The organism is Streptomyces chrestomyceticus JCM 4735 (assembly GCF_003865135.1).
Taxonomy (GTDB): Bacteria; Actinomycetota; Actinomycetes; order Streptomycetales; family Streptomycetaceae; genus Streptomyces; species Streptomyces chrestomyceticus.
In genome coordinates this window covers 3,236,079-3,254,398 of the sequence record NZ_BHZC01000001.1, presented here as the reverse complement: position 1 = coordinate 3,254,398, position 18,320 = coordinate 3,236,079, and the positions used below count along the sequence as shown (strand labels likewise).

Here is an 18,320-nt window from a genome sequence, read left to right as displayed (position 1 = left end):
ACCGCCGTCGTCCACTGTCTGAACTGTATACCCCTAGGGGGTATCAGTGCTACCCCTCCCGGGTATGCGTCGGCGTGGCCTCACCGGACTCGGCGGCCGCCCGCAGCACCCGCCCGCCCAACTGCCGCAGGTGCTCCGCCAGCTCCGGCGGCTCGTGCACCGTGAACTCGCTGCCGAGCGTCGCCAGCCGGACCGCCGTCCACTCCAGGCAGTCGGGCCGGGTGCGCACCCGGCACACCCCCTCGCCCAGCGGCTCCACCGCGGCCACCGCGCGCCCCAGCCGCTTGCACACCTCGGCGGCGGGCGCCTGCACCGTGACCACCGCGGCGCAGCCGGGCGCCAGGCCCTGCATCCGCTCCGTGACGAACGCGGCGGCATCCCGGGCGGGCAGCTCGCGCGGCGGCACCCGTACTCCCGTGGGGTACGGGTCGCTCAGCCGGTCGACGCGGAAGATCCGCCAGTCCTCGCGCTCGTTGTCGTACGCCACCAGGTACCAGCGGCGCCCCGCCGAGACCAGCCGGTGCGGTTCCACCAGGCGCTTGGAGCGGACGCCGTCGCCCGCCCGGTAGGTGAAGCGCAGCCGCTCCTGGTTGGCGACGGCCGCGGCGAGGGCGGTCAGATGCGCCGGATCGACGGTCGGGCCGTCCCCGGCGGGCATCGGTACGGTGGCGGTGCCCAGCGCGCCCACCCGCCGCCGCAGCCGGGACGGCAGGACCTGTTCCAGCTTGGCGAGGGCGCGTACGGACGCCTCCTCGATGCCGTCGACGGTGTGCCCGGCCGCCGAGCGCAGCCCGACGGCGATGGCCACCGCCTCCTCGTCGTCCAGCAGCAGCGGGGGCATCGCGGTGCCCGCCGCGAGCCGATAACCGCCTTCCGCGCCCATGGTGGCGTGCACCGGGTACCCGAGGTCGCGCAGCCGCTCGATGTCGCGGCGGATGGTGCGGGTGGTGACGCGCAGACGGTCGGCCAGTTCACTGCCGGGCCATTCGCGGGGCGTCTGGAGGAGGGACAGCAGGTTCAGCAGGCGGGCCGAGGTTTCACTCATGCCGTCGATGATGCCGGGCCGAGTAGGACCGGAGCTGTCCTATACGGACCGTAGGGTCGAGATCTGTCCCGGAGCTCCCGGAAGCTTGTGGTCCGGGGCCCCCGGTTCCTTCGCGGCACCCAGTTCCCGGCGCCGGTCCCGAGCACCTTCCAGGAGTCACCACCATGCCCACCCCGCCCACGACCGCCCCCGGCGCGTCCGACACGGCCGGCGCGACCGGCCGCAGACGCTGGATCGCGCTCGCCGTCGTGCTGACCGCCGCCTTCATGGACCTGGTGGACGCGACCATCGTCAACATCGCGGTACCCAGCATCCAGCGGGACACCGGCGCCTCGTTCGGCGCCGTCCAGTGGATCACCGCGGGCTATGCGCTGGCCTTCGCCGTCGGCCTGATCACCGGCGGCCGGCTCGGCGACATCCACGGCCGCCGCCGGCTCTTCCTGCTCGGCATGGGAGGGTTCACCGTCGCCTCCGCGCTGTGCGGCGTCGCCGCCGACCCGGGGATGCTGATCGCCGCCCGCGTCCTCCAGGGCGCGATGGCCGCGCTGATGGTGCCGCAGGTCCTGGCGATCATCCACGTCACCTTCCCCGCGCACGAACGCGGCAAGGTCTTCGGCATGTTCGGCGCCGTCATAGGACTGGGCGCGGTCTGCGGTCCGCTGATCGGCGCGCTGCTGACGCAGTGGGACATCCTCGGCCTCCAGTGGCGGCCGATCTTCCTGATCAACCTGCCGGTCGGCATCGCCGGAATCGTCCTCGGGCGCCGCTTCATCGCCGAGTCGCGCGCTCCCAAGGCGCTGCGCCTGGACCTCGGCGGCATGGTCCTCGCCGCGCTGGCCCTCCTGATGGTGCTCTACCCGCTGACCCAGGGCCGCGAAATGGGCTGGCCCGCCTGGGGATTCGTGTCGATGGCCGCGAGCCCGCTGGTCTTCGCCGTCTTCGTACGGTACGAGCGCGCCAAGGCCCGCAAGGACGGCTCGCCGCTCGTCGAACTCTCCCTCTTCAAGCTGCGGACGTTCGTCGCGGGCGCCGGTGTGCAGCTCACCTTCGGGGCGCTCTCGGGCCTGTTCTTCCTCGTCTGGACCCTGTGCATGCAGCTAGGCCTGGGCTGGAGCCCGCTGCGCTCCGGGCTGACCGGGGTGCCGTTCTCGGTCGCCTGCTCGGCGGCGGCCGGTGTCTCCGTGCAGAAGCTGGTGCCGCGGTTCGGGCGGAAGGTGATGCAGGCCGGCGCGTTGATCATGCTCTGCGGCGTGCTGCTCTACATCGCCGGAGCCACGCGGTACGGCACGGAGCTGACGTCCTGGCAGATGGTGCCCGCCCTGCTGCTGATGGGCGGCGGCATGGGGCTGATCGTCGCCCCGATCACCGACGCGGCCCTTTCGGAGGTGCCGTCCGAACACTCCGGATCGGCGTCCGGAGTCTTCAACACCACGAGCCAACTGGGCATGGCCTTCGGGCTCGGCCTGTCGTCGGTGGCCTTCTTCGGCGTCCTCGACGGAGCGGGCGGCCGGGACCCGAGGGCGACGGTCGTCGACGCGACGGTCACTTCGCTGTGGTGGGTGGCGGCCGGTCTGGTGGTGATCTTCCTGCTGCTGTTCCTGATGCCGGGGAAGGCGCGTACTAACGGGGAGCCGCGTACGGCGGGGGAGCTCGGCACGGGTGACAGCGCTGACCGGTCCACCGAACCCGCGCCCTCGCTTTCGCCCTCGCCCTCGCCTGCGGACGGTCGCCGGACCACCCCCGACCCGGAGGGCACGCTCGTCCACTGAGCCACCCGGTTCCGCGGTCCCGGCCGGCCTCGCCCGGCAGGGGCCGCGCGCCCGTATCTACGGCGTGTAGTCCTTGCCGTTCAGGGCGCGGTAGAGGAACCGGGTGGTCGCCTCAATGGCCTCGTCCTCGGTCATCCCGGGCCACGGTTGCGCGGGCGCGTCCAGCATCGCGCTCATCATCAGCAGGGTGGTCTCGGGGGAGGCCGGCAGGTTCTCCACGTGTTCCAGGTGGTCGGCCAGGTCTTCGAGCTGGGTGCGGCGGAACTGGTCGAAGGTGCGGGTGAAGTCCTCGCTGACGAGCGCCGCCTGGCGCAGCGCGACCATGGTCGCCGCGTGCTCCCGGTGCACGCGCCAGTTGCTGGCCACGTGGTAGCGGATCGCTTCGGGGTCGGTGAAGTCCGACTTGTGCTCGTCGTTCGCGGCGTAGGCGTCGCTCGCCGCGGACAGTTCGTCCAGCAGCGCCCTGAGCAGGTTTTCCTTGCTCGTGAAGTGACGGTAGAAGGAGCCCGCGGCCCGGCCGGCCTCCGTCGTGATGTCAGTGATCTTGGTGTTCAGGTAGCCGCGGTCGGCGAACAGGCGCTTCGCCGCCTCGATCAGCGCCGCCCTTGTCTCGACCGCCTGCTCCGCGCGCTTCACGTCTCTTTTTCCTCCAGCTCTCTTGACGGCGCACGCTAGCAGCCCTCATGATGAATGCACATTCAGCGAATGGAGATTCATCATGCGAGTGCTGGTGGTGGGTGGCGGCCCGACCGGGCTGACCCTGGGGATCGAACTGGCCCGGCGCGGCGTCGGGGTGCGGGTCGTCGACAAGGCGACCGCGTACTTCGACGGCTCGCGCGGCGACAGCCTCCAACCGCGCACGCTGGAGGTCTTCGACGACCTCGGCGTGCTGGACGCCGTACGGGCCGCCGGAGCGCCGCCGGCGCCGCTGCGCGCGCATTTCGACGGCCGGTTCGCGGGCGAGCACTGGATGACCGAGCCGCGCGAGCCCCGGCCCGGCGTGCCGTATCCGAACCCGTGGGTGCTCGGCCAGTCGCAGACCGAGGGGATACTGCGGGCGCGGCTGCTGGAGTTCGGTGTCCGCGTCGAGCTGGGCACCGCGCTGACCGGCCTGGAGCAGGACGCGGACGGGGTGACCGCGCGGCTGGCCACCGGCGAGGTGGCCCGGTTCGACTACCTCGTGGGCGCCGACGGCGGCGCCAGTTCCGTCCGCAAGGCGATCGGTGTGGCCTTCCCCGGCACCACCGACGAGACCTTCCGGGTGCTGGTCGGCGACGTGACGGCGCCGGGCCTCGACCTGTCGTGCGGCCACTGGTTCGCCGCGGCGGACCACCCCATGACGGGCGTCGCGCTGACCCCGCTGCCCGGCACCGGGCAGTTCCAGTTCATCTCGCCCCTGGGCGAGGGCGACGACGCCTCCCTGGAGACGATGCAGGCCGCCCTCGACCGGTTCTCGGCCGGTGTACGCCTGACCGGACACGGCTGGTCCACGGTGTGGCGGCCGAACGTACGGCTGGCCGAGCGGTACCGGGCCGGGCGCGTCTTCCTGGCCGGCGACGCCGCGCACGTCCACCCGCCGACCGGCGGCCAGGGCCTGAACACCGGCGTGCAGGACGCCTACAACCTCGGCTGGAAGCTGGCCGCGGAGACCGCGCTGGACAGCTACGAGACCGAGCGGCGAGCCGTCGCGGCCCATGTCCTCGGCGTCAGCACCGGTCTGCTGGACAAGTACGTCGAAGGCACGGCGGACGCCCACAAGCGCGGCGAGGAGGGCTTCGGCCTCGACATCACCTACCGGGCCCCGGACGCCACCGGCACCCTCGTCACCGGCGACCGCGCCCCGGACGCCCCCCTGCTCGACGCGGACGACAAACACGTCCGCCTCTTTGACCTCTTCCGCGGCCCGCACTTCACCCGCCTGACCTTCGGCGCACCCGCCCCGGACGAGGAACACTCCTACACCGTGCTGCGCCCCGGCGAGGAGCGGCCCGACGCCGGCCGGTACGTCATAGACGCCGAGGGCCACGCCTTCACGGGCTACGCGGCGGCCCCCGGCGACACCTTCCTGATACGCCCGGACGGCTACCTGGCCTGAGCCACGCGCGGCTCCGCCGATACTGCTACGCACATTCGGGCCGACAGGAGGGAGACGTAAATCTGGACGCGCAGGTCGGCGACCTGTCAGGTGTTCTGTCGCCTGCTCGCTACCTGGAGCGTCTGCCCTTGCTGGCCGACGAGTTGCCGGCCGGAGCGCGGGGCTTCGCCACTGCTCCGGGGCATGACGACTTCTCCGGAAAGCGGTGTGTGAAGGATCTGGAGCTCCAGTACATACGGGGTGCCGGAGCTGATGGCCAGGAGGTGGAGATCCGGTTTCGGCACAACTGTTGGAAGCATGACGAAGACCTGGTCATCCGCTACTCAGGTGTCACCGGTTTCCAGGCCGGGAGCACCGAGGGGGACGACGGGGGCGACTGCCGGGACGACTGGGAGGGCCTCGGGACGGTGATCCTGGACGAGATATTGCCCCACCGGGACGGCTGCAGTCACGAGATCGTGTTCTGGGACGGCTCGCTCACCGTCGTCTGCCGGGACCTCGTCGCGACCTGGACCGAGGCGGACTGCTCTGGCAGCCAGTAAGCCAGGAGGAAGTTACAGCCACCCGTTGCGCTTGAACCCCCGGTGGATGAGGAAGCAGAGGGTGAGGGTGACGGCCATGATCAGGGGGTAGCCGAAGGTCCAGTGCTTCTCCGGCATGTGTTCAAAGTTCATGCCGTAGATGCCGCACACCATCGTCGGGACGGCGAGGATCGCGACCCAGGCGCTGATGCGCCGCATGTCCTCGTTCTGGGCCACGGTGATCTGCGCGAGGTGCGCCTGGAGTATGGAGTTGAGCAGTTCGTCGAAGGCGTTGATCTGCTCGGTGACCCGCTCCAGGTGGTCCGACACATCGCGGAAGTATGTGGTGATGTGCGGGTCCACCAGTGCCATCGGCTGGGTGGCGAGGGCCTGGAGGGGGCGGGACAGCGGTGCTACCGCGCGTTTCAGCTCCAGGAGTTCGCGCTTGAGCTGGTAGATGCGGCCCGCGCCGGTGCCGGATCCCTTGGTGCCGCCGCGCCGTTCCTCGCTGTCGCTGCGGCGCGGACTCTCGGCGAAGACCTCGCTCTCGACGTCGTCGATGTCGTCCTGCACGGCGGCGGTGACGTCCAGGTAGTCGTCCACGACCAGGTCCGCGATGGCGTGCAGGACCGCCGAGGGGCCGATGGCCAGTTGCTCCGGGTCGGCCTCCAGTTGTTCGCGCAGCGGTCCGAGCGAGCCGTGGCCGCCGTGCCGGACCGTGATGACGAAGTCGGCGCCGGTGAAGACCATGATTTCGCCGGTGTCCACCACCTCGCTGGTCTCGGTGAGCCGGTCGTGGTCCACGTAACAGACCGTCTTGAACACCGTGAACAGGGAGTTGTCGTAACGCTCCAGCTTCGGCCGCTGGTGCGCGTGCACCGCGTCCTCGACGGCCAGCGGGTGCAGCCCGAACAGCTCGGCGATGCCGGCGAACTCCTTCTCCGACGGCTCGTGCAGTCCGATCCACACGAAGCCGTCGCCGGAGCCGCGGACCCGGCGGACGGCGTCCTCGGCCGGGTGGTCGCCGTGCTGCCGGACGCCGTTCTCGTAGACGGCGCAGTTCACCACGGCGGTGCCCAGCGGTGACCGCGCGGGGTGGCTGAGGTCGACACCGCGGCGCTGCTGCTGCGGCAGCCGGACCGCTCTACGAAGGTTGCTGATCACCGACACCGCACCAGTATGGACCGGCAGCGGGGCGGAGCGGGAGGCGTGACGGCGGCTCCCGCCCCACCGTCACAGCTCCCGCCCGTACGGACCGGTCCGCTCCGGCACATCCGTACCGCGTCAGCGCCCGGCCACATGCCGCGGGCGTGCGGCGCCGAGGCCCATGGCCACCTGCGGGACGAGCAGTACCAGCAGTACGACCACCGGTACGGTCCAGCCGCCCGAGGCGTCGTGCACGGCGCCCAGTACCGCGGGGCCGGTGGCCGCCAGGATGTAGCCGAAGCACTGGGCCATGCTGGAGAGCTGCGCGGTGTGCCGGATGTCCGGGGCGCGCTGGACGATGAACAGCAGGGCCAGGCTGATCGCCGCGCCCTGGCCGAGGCCCAGCAGCGTCATCCACACGTACGCGCCGCCGGCCGGCGCGGCCAGCATCCCGGCGAAACCGGCCGCGCAGAGCACCGCGCCGATCGCGGCCAGCGCACCGGCCGACAGCCGGCGGCCGACGATCACCGGGGCGAAGAAGGAGCCCGCGATGCCCAGCAGCGAGGAGAACGACAGCATCCAGCCCGCGTCGCCCGCGCTCATCCCGGCGTCGGTGAGCATGGTCGGCAGCCAGGCGGCCGCCGCGTAGTAGCTGAGGGACTGGAGGCCCATGTACAGGGTGACCTGCCAGGCCAGGGGGGAGCGCCACAGGCCGCGTACCGGGTGGGCCGCCTCACGGGCGGCGGAGGCGGAGGTGCGCGTACGGCTGCGGGTCTGCGGCAGCCACACCGCCAGCGCGATGACCGCCAGCGAGCCCCAGCACGCCAGCGTGGCCTGCCAGCTCAGCCCGGCCGCGCGCTGCACCGGCACCGTGACACCGGCCGCCAGGGCCGCGCCGCCGAACAGCGACATGGAGTACAGGCCGGTCATCAGCCCGGACCTGGCCGCGAAGTCGCGCTTGATCAGGCCGGGCAGCAGGACGTTGGCGACGGCGATGCCCGCGCCGATGACGACCGTCCCGGCGAACAGCGCCACCACCGAATCCAGCAGCCGCAGCGCCGTACCCGCGCAGATCAGCGCCATGGTGCCGAGCAGCGAGCGCTCCATGCCGAAGCGCCGGCCGAGCCGCGGCGCGATCGGGGCGAGCAGGCCGAAGCAGAGCAGCGGCAGCGCGGTCAGCAGACTGGTGGCCGCGGCCGACATGCCGCTCTCGTCGCGGATGGTGCCGGCCAGCGGGGACACGGCGACGAGGGCGGGGCGCAGGTTGAGTGCGAGGAGGATGACGCCGGCGCCCAGGTAGAGGGCGCGGCGTCCGGTGGCGCCCGGCGCCGGGGCGGGCGGAGCGGCGCCCCCGGCAGGCGCGTCAGCGGGCGCGTCAGCAGGCGCGTCACCGGGCACATCAGCGGGCGCGTCGGCGGATGCGTCCGGCCGCGCGGCGCCGCCGGTGCCGGGGGCGCTCAAGGTGGCGGCCGGTCCGTGGTCATGCATGGTCTTCTTCTCCTGGGCTTGCTTCGCGTGCTCGGGGGGCCGCCGCCGGGGCCTCGTCGTCGGGCCGTGCGGCGCGCAGCGCGTCCATGGCCTCGGTCAGGTGGGCCAGCGCGGCCCGCTCGGCGGCGTCCGGGTCCCGGGCCTCGATGGCGTCGACGATGGCGGTGTGCGCGTCGAACTGATGGCGGACGGAATCGGGCAGCGGCCTGCGGATGACGGCCTGGAGGGTGGCGCGCAAGGCGTCGCTGAAGTGCTCGTACAGCTCCGCGAGGACGCTGTTGTGCGCGGCGGCCGCGACGGTCCGGTGGAAGCGCATGTCCGCGTCGATGAACGCGGAGACGTCACTGTTCCCCCAGGCGCGGTCGCGCTCGGCGAGGGCGGCCCGCAGCGCCGTGAGGTCGTCGTCGGTGCGGCGCAGCGCCGCGTAGCGGGCCGCGTCGCGTTCCAGGGACGCCCGGACCTCGTACGCCTCCAGGTCGGCGGCCCGGCGCAGTCGGCGCTGCACGGCCGCGCCGAAGTCGCTGTCGGCCCGTACGTACGTCCCGTCGCCCTGCCGCGGCTCCAGCATCCCGGTGTGCACGAGGGCGCGGACCGCCTCGCGGACGGTGTTGCGGCCCACGTCGAGCGTCTCGACGAGGACGGGTTCGGCGGGGATCTTCCCGCCGACCGGCCACTCGCCGTCGGCGATGAGCTGTTCCATCTGCTCGATGACCAGGCCCACCAGGCTGGTGCGGGCGGTGCTGCGCAGCGGCATGGACGCCGTCCTCCCTCTCGATTCCACCGGTGATGGGAACATCCCATGTTTGGCGGTGTCAAACGGCCGGGGTTAGCCTGAGATCGCCTGTGGTCCGTGTGATCACGGCACGGCGGTGGGGCCCGCCGGACCCGAACCGCGGCCGTCCGAGGCCGCCAACGGTCCCTGCTTGCAGAGCGGAACGCAGCACGCACGCACCGCGCGAGTAGGAGACGTATGACCACCGGAGCCCCGCGCCCGGCGACGGCCGGCGCCACGGCCCGCCCGGCCGCACCGCACACCACCGAGCCGTCCGAGCTGTCCGGGCCGCCCGGAGAGCAGTCGGCCCGCTCCCGTCCGCAGCCGCCCTGGCAGGGGCAGTGGCCCGCCGTCGGCGCCGTCGCACTCGGCGGCGGCATCGGCGCGGCTCTCCGGTACGGGGCCACACTGCTGTGGCCCACCGCCCCCGGGACCTTCCCCGCGACGGTCTTCCTGGTCAACGTCGTCGGCTGTGCGCTGATGGGCGTCCTGATGGCGCTGATCAGCGAACGGGGATCGCCCCACCCGCTGCTGCGCCCGTTCCTCGGCACCGGCGTCCTCGGCGGCTTCACGACCTTCTCCACGTACACCGCGGACATCCGCCACCTGACGGACACCGGACGGCTCGCCGTCGGCCTGGCCTACCTGGCGGCCACCCTGCTCGCCGCGCTGGCGGCGGTGTGGGCCGCACATGCAGGCACCCGGTACGCACTCACCCGGCGCGGAGGTGCGCGGTGAACTGGCTGCTCGTGGTGGCCGGCGCGATGGCCGGTGCGCCGCTGCGCTTCCTGACGGACCGTTTCGTGCAGTCCCGGCTCGGCACGGCCTTCCCCTGGGGGACGTTCACGGTCAACGTCGTGGGTTCGCTGGTGCTGGGTCTGGTCACCGGTGCGGTGGCGGCGGGCGCCGCCTCCTCGTCCCTGTACCTCCTGCTCGGTACGGGCCTGTGCGGAGCGCTGACGACGTACTCGACCTTCTCGTACGAGACGCTCCGGCTGGCCGCCGGCGGGGCGCGGTGGCGGGCCGCCGCGAACGTGGCGGCGAGTGTGGCAGCCGGCCTCGCCGCGGTGTTCGCCGGTGTGGCCTTCGCCCGGGCGCTGTGGGGCTGAGCGCGCCCGGAGCGGTACGGGGGTGACCGGACGAGCCGGGTGGGCTCGCCCGTGCGACGCTGCCCCCGTACGAGTGAACGATTGCGGTCGAGTTTCGAACGGAACCTTTCTTCACCGCCGCCCGACGCCCAGCCGGAATACGCTGATGGCGCGGTGCCCCGGACCCCGGTTCGCACGAAGGACAGTCAGTGCGGCATGTTTGATTTCAGGGGCGGGATCGCTATGGACCTCCACCACCGGATCGGTGTCAACAAGATCAACGTAGTACGGCCCGAAGGGGAGCTGGACCTCATGACCGCGCCGCGCCTGCGCACCCTGCTGCGGCGCGGACACAGCCGGGCCACCGGCCCGCCCCGGGTGATCGTCGATCTCGGCGCGGTGACCTTCATGGACTGCTCCGCGCTCCGGGAACTGTGCGCCGCGCAGAACTGGGCCGTCGAGCAAGGCGGCTGGCTGCGCGTCGTGCACGCCCACCGCGGTATCGCCACCCTGCTCAGGGCGACGCGGCTGACCGGCCGCTTCCCCCGCTACGCGAGCGTGCGGGACGCGCGCTGCGACCAGATGGCGAACTGTTCGCCGTAGACCGGGTGTCCGGCCTCCACCGGGGCCCGGACACCTCACCCGGGGCCCACGGCGCAGGCGGTCTCCCGCCGGAGGCTTGCCGGGGCATAGTAGCCGTGCGGCTTCGATCCGAGAGACGATGGACACGGGCCACGACCGGTCGAAGGCGGAAAGGGATGGTTTCCATGGCCCGTGAAGAACCCCTGACCCAGGTGTGGGCGGACTTACCCGAAGGACTCGTCGGCGACGCCGACTGCGCGGAGCTGCTGCGCCGCCTGTCCGCGCACTGCGCCGGCCTGCTCGGCGCCGCCGCGGCCGCCGTCCTCCTCGCCGACGCGCACCACCGGCTCCGGGTGGTCGCCGACTACGGCGACACCGCCCGCCTGCTGGGACCGGACGGGCCGCAGGACGCCTGCGACCCGTACGCGGACTGCTACCGCAGCGGCACCGCCGAGACGGACATCGCGCTGACCGACCCGCGCACCGCCGCACGGTGGCCGCACTTCACCGCCCTCGCGCGGGAACGCGGCCATGTGACGGCACACGCGCTGCCGATGCGCCTGCGCTCCCGTACCGTCGGCGTCCTGGCGCTCTTCTCCCGCACCGCCGCACCGCTCGGCGAACAGGCCGCCGCGTTCGCCCGGTCCCTGGCCGACCTGCTGGCCGTCACCGCCGTACAGCACAAGAGCCTGGAGCGCAGCCACGCCGAGCGGACCCAGTTGCAGCACGCGCTCAGCTCCCGCGTCGTCATCGAACAGGCCAAGGGCATGCTCGCCGAACGCTGGACGACGAGCGTGGACGAGGCGTTCACGGTCTTCCGCACCTATGCCAGGGCCCACCGCAGACGGCTGCCGGACCTGGCCCGCGAGGTCGTCGACGGCACGCTCGACAGCGGCCTCGTCATGGAGTACTTCCTCAACCGAAGGTGATTTCCTGGACCCTGTGGAGGACCGGATGGCAGAAGTCTTCTTACGGCGCCTGACCAGGTGGCAGGCCGAGGCACAACGCGAGGCCGTCGCCGACCTGTACGTCGAGGCGTACCGCGGCCCCTCGGGCGAGGAGTTCCGCGGCCGGGGGCCTTTCTGCAGCGGTTCGCGGAGCACATCCAGCGCCCCGGCTTCGAGATGGTGATCGCCAGCGACCCGGCGCTGGTCGGCTGCGCCTACGGTTTCCCCGCCGAGCGGGACGGCCGGTGGTGGCAGGGGTTCAACGGGCAGGTACCGCGTGAGCTGGAGGAACTGACGGCCTCGGGCCGGGTGTTCGTGGTCGCCGAGCTGATGGTGCTGCCCGCGCACCGGCGCGGCCACGTCGCCACCCGGCTCCAGGAGACCCTGCTGATCCGCAGCAACGCCACGGCGGTCGTCACCCTCGTCGAGACGGCGAACGGAGCGGCGCTCTCCGCGGTACGGGCGTGGGGCTGGCAGCTCACGGGCCGGCTGCGCCGCTCCGACGACGGAGAGCCGGAACTGGAGGCGTGGAGCAGGGAACTGGCGCACTGAGGCACGGCGCATCGGTACGAACAGGGCCGGGCGCGCGGCGCGGAACGCGTACGCGCGCGGCAGGGCTCCGGGGAGCCCGCCGCGCGCGTAGACGTTGTCGGACCGCGGCGCTCGCGCGCCGTAGTTTCCCGGGGCCGTGGCGTTGTCACGCCTTACCGGGCCTGCCGGGGGAGAGGCCCGTCAGGGGCGTACGCCCTGGAGTCCGTTGGCCCAGAGCTGGTCCACCTTGGCCCGCTCGGTCTGGTCCGGCTGCGAGTTCGTGCAGGACGGGCCGGGGCCGCCGCCGGACATCAGCTCGCTGCACGGGCCCTCGTAGTGGTCCGGCAGGCCCAGCACGTGGCCGGTCTCGTGCGTGGTCACGCGGGTCGAGTCGTACTCCTGGTTCTGCTTGTAGTCCAGGAAGACGAAGCCCTTGCCGTGGCCGTCGGTGCTCGCGTAGGAGCCGCGCGCGTCGTTGCCCTCGCGGTACTGGAAGTCGCCGCCGCTGCCTTCCTGGAGCTTGACGTTCTGCACCGCGCCGTTCCAGATCTGGGCGCTCCGGGATATCTGGCTCTTGAACGTGGGGGCCGCGCTCGCGTCGTAGGTGACGGTGACGACCTTGAGGTTCGGGTGGGCCGCCTGCTTGGCCTTGACCGACTCCATGACGGCCTGGAAGAACGCCTTGGTGTCGGCCTGCTCGGCGGCCGAACCGGCGTACGCGGCGGCGGTGACCCGGTGGTTCTGGGGTGCGGAGGAGGCGGAGGCCGCCGTCGCGGGGACCGAGGCGGCCAGCGTCGCGACGAGGCCCAGGCCGAGTGCGGCCGACAGCGCGGTCTTGGGAGATCTCATGGTGGGGGGACTCCTTATCGCCCGTGGGGCCGTACGGCCGCCGTGTGGGGCGGCGGCCGGGACCCTGCGGAGGAACTCTTGGTGCCGGAGAGTCTGTTGGAGAAGATCCGGGGCGCGGAGATGGCAGGTGGCGATAGCACCAGGGGATACCCCGGGGCGAAGCCGGCCCGAGCGTGTCCGAAGAGTCTGGTGTGACGTGCGCAAACGTCGTTATGCTCCGGTCGTGGAGCTCGAAGTGAGGCACCTTCGTGCGCTGTGCGCGATCGCCGACGCGGGCAGCGTACGCAAGGCCGCGCGGCAACTGGGCATGACCCAGCCTTCCCTGACGACCCAGCTCCGCCGCATCGAGAACGCCCTGGGCGGCCAGTTGTTCTTCCGCGAGCGGACCGGCAGCCGGCCGACGCCGCTGGGGCACTCGGTGCTGAGCCGGGCCCGGCCGATAGTGGCCGACATGCGGGCGCTGGTCGACGAGATCGCCTCCGCCTCCCTGCGGGCGGGCGGCGCACGGCTGTGCATCGGCAGCACCAGCAGCCGGGCCGTGGCGGGCTGGCTACGACGGCTGCGGGCCAGGCTGCCCGACACGGACACCGCCATCCGTATCGACGTGTCCGCCAACGCGCTGCTGCAGATGGTGGCGATGGGCCAGCTCGACGTCGCCTTCGTCCACGAGGTGGAGGGCGCGCCGCTGCGCCGGCCCGACGGCCTGGTGGAGCGGGAACTGATCGCCCGGGAGCCGCAGTTCGTCGCCCTGGCGGCCGACCACCCGGCGGCCCGCCACCCGGTGGTCGAACTCGCCGAGCTGGCCGGTGACCAGTGGATGGTCGACCCGTCGGTGGACGGCGAGTGGACCGGGCTGCGCCGGGTCTTCGCGGCCGCGGGCCTGGACCCCCGGGTGGTGCACGGGGACTACCTCACGGCGGCCGACCTGGTCGCGGCGGGCGAGGTGGTCGCCCCCTGCCAGCCGACCTCCCGGCCCCGGCACGGCATGGTCATCCGCCCGCTGCGCGGCGACCCGCTGGCCGTCCGGCTCTTCATGGCCCACCGCCCCGGCGCCGCCCCGGCCGCCCCCGCCGACGCCCTGTTCGCCGACCTGACCGCCTCGTACATGGAGGTGGCGTGGGAGAGCACGGCGTACCGCGAGTGGCTCGTACGGCACGACGGGCCGTTGCCGATCGGGACGTGAGGGCTGGGGCGGCAGGGCCGTGCGGCCCGTGGCGTCCGGTCAGGCGCCCCGCCCGCCCCGAGCCCGCGTGGCCTCACTTCGGATCGAGCCGGCCCTCCACCACCTCGCGGGCGACATCGGTCAGCAGTCGCCGGTGGGAGCGGGCGTAGCCGCGCAGGACGGTGAAGGCGGCGTCGGGGGAGAGGGCGTGGCGGGCGGTGAGGGCTCCCTTGGCCTGTTCGATGACGACCCGGGTGGTCAGGGCGTGCTCCAACTGGGCGGCCAGGGTGCGGCTCGCCTCGACCTCGTGCTCGCGCAGCAGTGTCACGGCGGCGAAGTCCGCGAGCGACTGGCCCAGGGCCATCAGGTCGCCGGTCAGCGCGGTCCGGCGGGTGGCGAGCAGGACCAGGGCCCCGACCGGGCCGGTGTGACCCCGTATCGGCAGGGCGGCGGTGTGGGTGCAGCCCAGCGCGAGCGCGCGGGGCGCGTAGCGCGGCCAGCGCTGCCGGGCGACCGCGCCGCTCAGGGCCGTGCCGCCGAGCGGGCGGCCGGTGCGGCGGCAGGCGGGGCCGGGGCCTTCGCCCCAGGCGACCGCGTCCGTTTCGAGGCGGCGCACGGCGGCGTCGGAGGCCGCGACCCTCGGGGCGTCGCGGGCGCCGGGGGAGAAGGTCACCGCCGTCGCCCGGACCGCGAGCAGTTCCTTGCTGCGGTCGGTGAGCCGGTTGAGCAGGGTGGGGACGCCGGGCGGGCCCTGTCCTCCGCCGCCCGCCAGCTCCACGAAGACGGAGGCGAGATGGTGCGGAGCTGTGGTCATGGGTTGAGGTCCCCTCGGTGGGTTCAGGTGCCCTGGGCGAGTTTCAGCGTGCCGCGTACGATCTGCTCGGCGATGGCGTCCGGGGGCTGCCCGTCGGCGAAGGCGCGCGCCTTGATCATGGCGAGTGCGTCCTGCACGCGGCAGCCGGCCTGGACGGAGAGTATTCCGGCGGCCTGCTGGACGCAGTCCCGGTGGTCGGCGTCCTCGTACAGTTCGGGGTCGGCGTCCGGGCCGAGGAGCACCGTACGGGTCAGTGCGTCGGCGATCACCGTGAGCGTGCCGGTGGTGGCCGTGCCGGCGCCGGGGTCGAAGACCGCGAGCGCGCCGATACAGCTCCCTTCGGTGCGCAGCGGAGCGGTGAGCACCTCGTGGATGCCCAGGGAGGTCAGCGCGGGACCGTAGGCGGGCCAGCGGCTCTCGATGGCCCGGCCGGACGCCGAGACCAGACAGCCGCCCGCCGAGGCGTCGTGCGCCGGCCCCTCGCCGAGCATGAATTCCAGGTCCTGGGCGGCCCGGGAGGGTCCGTCCGACGAGGCGACGGAGAGCTGTCCGTGGTCGGACCCCATCAGGGTGAGGGCCGCGCTGGTCGTCCCGCACGCCTCCGCGACGCCCGTCATGAAGCGCGGGCGGCTGGTCTCGTCCCCGCTCCACGCGGACATCCGTTCGGCGTAGGCCTCCTGGAGGCGTGCCGACGACCGGTGGCACTCGGCCGACCGCCGGTAGGCGTCCGCCAGATGGAGGTGCAGGTCACCGCCGGCCGAGGCCGCCAGGATCTCCTGCTGTTCGGCGCAGGCCGCGGCATGCTCGGCGCGCTGGCGGGCCCTGGCCGCACGGCGACGCGCCAGTTGTGCCTGGACGTCCCTGCGTTGGCCCCAAACCATGTTCTCAGCGTACGCCCATGGTGGCGCTCAGTCGCTGTTATCGCTGCGGTCCGCCTCCAGCAGCAGGACGACGCCGCCGTTGTGCCGGTCGAAGGGGGAACAGAGCACGTTGCAGGTGATGGGCCGGCCGATCCGGTTGACGGCCGAGACCCGCGAGGGCGACGTCCGCTTGCCGGACTCCAGGCACTTCTCCACGGCCGGGCGCAGCATCTCGGTGGGCAGACCGAAGTCCAGCGAGAAGAACGGTTCGTCGATCACCTCGTCCGGGCGCAGGCCCCACATGTCCACCGCGCCGCGGTTCCAGCTCTTGACCTTCAGCTCCTTGTCGAGGACGACCACGCCCGCGGCAATGGAGGTGACGACCCCTTCGAGGAAGGCACGGGCCTCGTCCAGCTCCTCGGTGCGGGTGCGCATCTCCTCGTTCATCGTCTCCAGTTCCTCGTTGCCGGACTGGAGCTCTTCGTTGGTGGTCTCCAGCTCCTCGTTGGTCGACTGGAGTTCCTCGTTGGTGGTCTCCAGCTCCTCGATGCTCGACTGGAGTTCCTCGTTGGTGGTCTCCAGCTCCTCGTTGGTGGACTGGAGCTCCTCGTACGCCGTCTCCAGGTCCTCGCGCACCCGCTTGTTCTCCGACTTGAGCTGGGTGGCGACGGTGACGTCGGTGAAGGTGATGTTGGTGGCGCACAGCAGTCCGTTGGAGCCCATCAGCGGCTGGATGAGGATGTCGAAGTACTGGATCTCCTCGCCGACCCGCCGCTCGGCGCCGTTGACCCGCAGGGTGCGGCGCTCGTGGGTGGCCTGCTCGATGAGCGAGCGCAGCTCGACGGGACGGTAGGAGATCTCCAGGTCCTGGAAGGGCCGGCCGATGTCGTTGGTGGTCAAGCCGAACTGGGTCCGCGCCTGGCTGTTGATCAGTACCGCGGTGCCCTCGCCGTCGACCGCGATGGCCGGGGCGGGGTTGGCGTCCAGGATCAGGTCGCGCAGTTGCCGGCTGCGGGCCGCGGTGGTCAGCTTCTCGGTGCCCGCCCCGACGCGGATCTTCGCGGGCGTGGAGTGGTACGGCGGGCCGGCGTCCCCGGGGCGCCGCCGGAAGGAGCGCTGGCGCATGCTGAGCACTTCGAACCGCTCGGCGTCGTTGAGCAGCATCTCGGCCTTGCCGAGGAAGAGGAAGCCGCGCTCGCGCAGGGCGAAGTGGAACCGGTCGATGATCTGCCGCTGCGCCTCGACGTTGAAGTACATCAGGGCGTTGCGGCAGACCAGCAGGTCCAGCCGGGAGATCGGGGCGTCCCGGGTGATGTCGTGCCGGCCGAAGATGACCCGGCGCCGCAGGTCGGTGCGGAAGCGGGTGCCGTTCTGCTCGAAGTAGGTGTCGCGCAGCTCGGGGGAGAGCGGCTCCAGGGCCTTCGCCGTGTACAGGCCGGAGCGGGCGTCGCGCAACGCCTCCTCGTCCACGTCGGTGGCGTAGATCTTGACCCGGTTCAGCGCTTCCTCGACGCCCATCGCCTCGGCGAACATGATGGCGAGGGAGTATGCCTCCTCGCCGCTGGAGCAGCCCGCGCTCCATACCCGGATCTCCTCGTCGGCGGCGGTGTCCGCGAGCAGCTCGGGCACCACCTCGCGCTGCAGGAACGTCCAGGCGTCCGGGTCGCGGAAGAAGGACGTCACATTGATCAGGATGGTGTTGAAGAGCGCGTTGAACTCGTCGGCGTTGGTCTCCAGACGGTCGCGGTAGTCCGCGTACGTCTCGGCCTCGACGTCCGACATCCGCTTGCGGATGCGCCGGCCCAGCGACGAGCGCTTGTAACCGGTGAAGTCGAATCCGCGGGCGTCCCTCAGGAAACCGAGCAACTGCTCCAGTTCTTCGTCCGTCTCGACATCCCGAGCTTGACCCATTACTGCCTCTTGGTCTCGACAAGACCGCGGATCACCGCGGCGATCTCTTCCAGGGGCAGCACGAAGTCCACCGATCCCGTGCCCACCGCTGCCTCTGGCATTCCCTTGAACTCGGCCGTACGGGGATCTTCCGCGATCACCGTGCCGCCGCGTGACTTGATGGCGTCCACACCCATGGAGCCGTCGCTGCCGGTCCCGGTCAGCACACAGGCGATCGCCTGCGCCCCGTAGGCCCCGGCGACCGACTCGAAGAGCAGATCGGCGGAGGGACGCAGGAAGTGGACCAGTTCGCTGCCGGAAAGCGTCAGCGTACCTCCGGGGCCCACCAGGAGGTGCCGGTCGGGGGGTGCGATGTAGACCGTGCCGGGCCGGGCCCGCTCCTCGGCCTCGGCCAGCTTGACCCGCAGCGCGGTGCGCCGGGAGAGCACCTCGGCGATGATGGTGCGGTGCCGGGGGTCCAGGTGCTGGACCACCAGGACCGGAACCGCGAGGTCCGGGCCGAGCGCGCCGAGGACCGCGGTCAGGGCCTTGATGCCGCCCGCGGACGACGCGAGGGCCACGACCTCGTAGTGGTCCGCTGCGCTGCGGTCTGCCGTCACGTTCCGAGCCTATCGAAAGCCGGGCCCGGCGGCGGGTACGCGGACCTGCCAACGTGCGGGAACGGCCGCACCCGGCCGCCCGGGCGCCGGTGGACGGCGCCCGCGCGGGCCGGGTGCGGCGGCGGTGCGTTCCGGAGCGGC

The 18,320-nt window shown here is 72.3% G+C and carries 20 protein-coding genes; 10 read left to right on the top strand and 10 right to left on the bottom strand.

Features of this window, described 5'->3' with window-relative positions; translation table 11 throughout:
- Nucleotides 1-49 precede the first annotated feature (49 nt).
- Entirely contained in the window at nucleotides 50-1,045 is a 996-nt protein-coding gene (locus EJG53_RS13390; RefSeq protein ID WP_125045038.1) for a helix-turn-helix transcriptional regulator, read from the bottom strand.
- 164 nt (nucleotides 1,046-1,209) lie between these two features.
- Here EJG53_RS13390 and EJG53_RS13385 point away from each other — a divergent pair, with 164 nt between their 5' ends.
- Complete coding sequence (locus EJG53_RS13385; protein WP_244955126.1) at nucleotides 1,210-2,814, top strand: MFS transporter; 1,605 nt, start codon at nucleotides 1,210-1,212, stop codon at nucleotides 2,812-2,814.
- A 57-nt stretch (nucleotides 2,815-2,871) separates the two neighbouring features.
- Here EJG53_RS13385 and EJG53_RS13380 read toward each other — a convergent pair whose 3' ends face one another.
- Nucleotides 2,872-3,450 carry a TetR/AcrR family transcriptional regulator gene (locus tag EJG53_RS13380; protein ID WP_125045037.1) on the bottom strand — a complete coding sequence of 193 codons (579 nt, stop codon included), beginning with the start codon at nucleotides 3,448-3,450 and terminating at the stop codon, nucleotides 2,872-2,874.
- A gap of 82 nt (nucleotides 3,451-3,532) precedes the next feature.
- Between EJG53_RS13380 and EJG53_RS13375 the strand changes: the two genes are divergently transcribed.
- Entirely contained in the window at nucleotides 3,533-4,909 is a 1,377-nt protein-coding gene (locus tag EJG53_RS13375; protein ID WP_125045036.1) for an FAD-dependent monooxygenase, read from the top strand.
- Between the two features lie 209 nt (nucleotides 4,910-5,118).
- A complete protein-coding gene (locus EJG53_RS13370; RefSeq protein WP_244955125.1) occupies nucleotides 5,119-5,451 on the top strand; it encodes a hypothetical protein in 333 nt (110 codons plus the stop codon).
- 12 nt (nucleotides 5,452-5,463) lie between these two features.
- Here the strand turns inward: EJG53_RS13370 and EJG53_RS13365 are convergent, their stop codons facing one another.
- The 3 genes from EJG53_RS13365 to EJG53_RS13355 form a co-directional block, all read right to left on the bottom strand.
- On the bottom strand, nucleotides 5,464-6,594 hold the full coding sequence (locus EJG53_RS13365; protein ID WP_125049348.1) for a magnesium and cobalt transport protein CorA: 1,131 nt from the start codon (nucleotides 6,592-6,594) through the stop codon (nucleotides 5,464-5,466).
- A gap of 120 nt (nucleotides 6,595-6,714) precedes the next feature.
- On the bottom strand, nucleotides 6,715-8,064 hold the full coding sequence (locus EJG53_RS13360) for a CynX/NimT family MFS transporter (protein ID WP_125045034.1): 1,350 nt from the start codon (nucleotides 8,062-8,064) through the stop codon (nucleotides 6,715-6,717).
- On the bottom strand, nucleotides 8,057-8,818 hold the full coding sequence (locus EJG53_RS13355) for a FadR/GntR family transcriptional regulator (protein WP_125045033.1): 762 nt from the start codon (nucleotides 8,816-8,818) through the stop codon (nucleotides 8,057-8,059). The genes EJG53_RS13360 and EJG53_RS13355 overlap by 8 nt, the downstream gene beginning before the upstream one ends.
- Before the next feature lie 216 nt (nucleotides 8,819-9,034).
- Here EJG53_RS13355 and crcB (EJG53_RS13350) point away from each other — a divergent pair, with 216 nt between their 5' ends.
- The 6 genes from crcB (EJG53_RS13350) (at nucleotide 9,035) to EJG53_RS13330 (ending at nucleotide 12,005) form a co-directional block, all read left to right on the top strand.
- Entirely contained in the window at nucleotides 9,035-9,574 is a 540-nt protein-coding gene (gene crcB / locus EJG53_RS13350; RefSeq protein ID WP_125045032.1) for a fluoride efflux transporter CrcB, read from the top strand.
- A complete protein-coding gene (gene crcB, locus EJG53_RS13345) occupies nucleotides 9,571-9,945 on the top strand; it encodes a fluoride efflux transporter CrcB (protein WP_125045031.1) in 375 nt (124 codons plus the stop codon). The genes crcB (EJG53_RS13350) and crcB (EJG53_RS13345) overlap by 4 nt, the downstream gene beginning before the upstream one ends.
- Nucleotides 9,946-10,140: 195 nt before the next feature.
- Complete coding sequence (locus EJG53_RS13340) at nucleotides 10,141-10,527, top strand: STAS domain-containing protein (protein WP_125045030.1); 387 nt, start codon at nucleotides 10,141-10,143, stop codon at nucleotides 10,525-10,527.
- 164 nt (nucleotides 10,528-10,691) lie between these two features.
- Nucleotides 10,692-11,435, top strand: a complete 744-nt coding sequence (locus EJG53_RS13335; RefSeq protein WP_167515105.1) for a GAF and ANTAR domain-containing protein — start codon at nucleotides 10,692-10,694, stop codon at nucleotides 11,433-11,435.
- 25 nt (nucleotides 11,436-11,460) lie between these two features.
- The gene (locus EJG53_RS42415) at nucleotides 11,461-11,637 is read left to right on the top strand and encodes a hypothetical protein (RefSeq protein WP_244955124.1); all 177 of its coding nucleotides are present in this window, start codon (nucleotides 11,461-11,463) and stop codon (nucleotides 11,635-11,637) included.
- A complete protein-coding gene (locus EJG53_RS13330; RefSeq protein WP_244955123.1) occupies nucleotides 11,631-12,005 on the top strand; it encodes a hypothetical protein in 375 nt (124 codons plus the stop codon). Before EJG53_RS42415 ends, EJG53_RS13330 begins: the two co-directional genes overlap by 7 nt.
- Before the next feature lie 180 nt (nucleotides 12,006-12,185).
- Here the strand turns inward: EJG53_RS13330 and snpA are convergent, their stop codons facing one another.
- Entirely contained in the window at nucleotides 12,186-12,833 is a 648-nt protein-coding gene (snpA, locus tag EJG53_RS13325; RefSeq protein WP_125045028.1) for a snapalysin, read from the bottom strand.
- Nucleotides 12,834-13,056: 223 nt separating this feature from the next.
- On the opposite strand from snpA, the gene EJG53_RS13320 reads away from it, so the two are divergent.
- On the top strand, nucleotides 13,057-14,016 hold the full coding sequence (locus EJG53_RS13320) for a LysR family transcriptional regulator (RefSeq protein WP_244955122.1): 960 nt from the start codon (nucleotides 13,057-13,059) through the stop codon (nucleotides 14,014-14,016).
- Between the two features lie 73 nt (nucleotides 14,017-14,089).
- Here EJG53_RS13320 and EJG53_RS13315 read toward each other — a convergent pair whose 3' ends face one another.
- Genes EJG53_RS13315 through EJG53_RS13300 form a run of 4 tightly spaced genes read right to left on the bottom strand, consistent with a single transcriptional unit; the run spans nucleotide 14,090 to nucleotide 18,179 of the window.
- Complete coding sequence (locus EJG53_RS13315) at nucleotides 14,090-14,809, bottom strand: GAF and ANTAR domain-containing protein (protein ID WP_125045027.1); 720 nt, start codon at nucleotides 14,807-14,809, stop codon at nucleotides 14,090-14,092.
- 23 nt (nucleotides 14,810-14,832) lie between these two features.
- Nucleotides 14,833-15,690: a GAF and ANTAR domain-containing protein gene (locus tag EJG53_RS13310; protein ID WP_125045026.1), complete on the bottom strand. Its 858-nt coding sequence runs from the start codon at nucleotides 15,688-15,690 to the stop codon at nucleotides 14,833-14,835.
- A 27-nt stretch (nucleotides 15,691-15,717) separates the two neighbouring features.
- Entirely contained in the window at nucleotides 15,718-17,580 is a 1,863-nt protein-coding gene (locus tag EJG53_RS13305) for a CheR family methyltransferase (RefSeq protein WP_125045025.1), read from the bottom strand.
- Nucleotides 17,580-18,179 (bottom strand): chemotaxis protein CheB, encoded by a 600-nt coding sequence (locus tag EJG53_RS13300; RefSeq protein WP_125045024.1) that lies wholly within the window; start codon nucleotides 18,177-18,179, stop codon nucleotides 17,580-17,582. The genes EJG53_RS13305 and EJG53_RS13300 overlap by 1 nt, the downstream gene beginning before the upstream one ends.
- Between the last annotated feature and the right edge of the window lie 141 nt (nucleotides 18,180-18,320).

What these genes read in the sequence shown, in the direction of transcription:
- crcB (WP_125045032.1), top strand. Translation starts at nt 9,035, where the DNA reads ATGACCACCGGAGCCCCGCGCCCGGCGACGGCCGGCGCCACGGCCCGC.
- EJG53_RS13315 (WP_125045027.1), bottom strand. Translation starts at nt 14,809, where the DNA reads ATGACCACAGCTCCGCACCATCTCGCCTCCGTCTTCGTGGAGCTGGCG.
- EJG53_RS13355 (WP_125045033.1), bottom strand. Translation starts at nt 8,818, where the DNA reads ATGCCGCTGCGCAGCACCGCCCGCACCAGCCTGGTGGGCCTGGTCATC.
- EJG53_RS13310 (WP_125045026.1), bottom strand. Translation starts at nt 15,690, where the DNA reads ATGGTTTGGGGCCAACGCAGGGACGTCCAGGCACAACTGGCGCGTCGC.
- EJG53_RS42415 (WP_244955124.1), top strand. Translation starts at nt 11,461, where the DNA reads ATGGCAGAAGTCTTCTTACGGCGCCTGACCAGGTGGCAGGCCGAGGCA.
- EJG53_RS13335 (WP_167515105.1), top strand. Translation starts at nt 10,692, where the DNA reads ATGGCCCGTGAAGAACCCCTGACCCAGGTGTGGGCGGACTTACCCGAA.
- EJG53_RS13305 (WP_125045025.1), bottom strand. Translation starts at nt 17,580, where the DNA reads ATGGGTCAAGCTCGGGATGTCGAGACGGACGAAGAACTGGAGCAGTTG.
- EJG53_RS13330 (WP_244955123.1), top strand. Translation starts at nt 11,631, where the DNA reads ATGGTGATCGCCAGCGACCCGGCGCTGGTCGGCTGCGCCTACGGTTTC.
- EJG53_RS13375 (WP_125045036.1), top strand. Translation starts at nt 3,533, where the DNA reads ATGCGAGTGCTGGTGGTGGGTGGCGGCCCGACCGGGCTGACCCTGGGG.
- snpA (WP_125045028.1), bottom strand. Translation starts at nt 12,833, where the DNA reads ATGAGATCTCCCAAGACCGCGCTGTCGGCCGCACTCGGCCTGGGCCTC.
- EJG53_RS13340 (WP_125045030.1), top strand. Translation starts at nt 10,141, where the DNA reads ATGTTTGATTTCAGGGGCGGGATCGCTATGGACCTCCACCACCGGATC.
- EJG53_RS13360 (WP_125045034.1), bottom strand. Translation starts at nt 8,064, where the DNA reads ATGCATGACCACGGACCGGCCGCCACCTTGAGCGCCCCCGGCACCGGC.
- EJG53_RS13385 (WP_244955126.1), top strand. Translation starts at nt 1,210, where the DNA reads ATGCCCACCCCGCCCACGACCGCCCCCGGCGCGTCCGACACGGCCGGC.
- EJG53_RS13390 (WP_125045038.1), bottom strand. Translation starts at nt 1,045, where the DNA reads ATGAGTGAAACCTCGGCCCGCCTGCTGAACCTGCTGTCCCTCCTCCAG.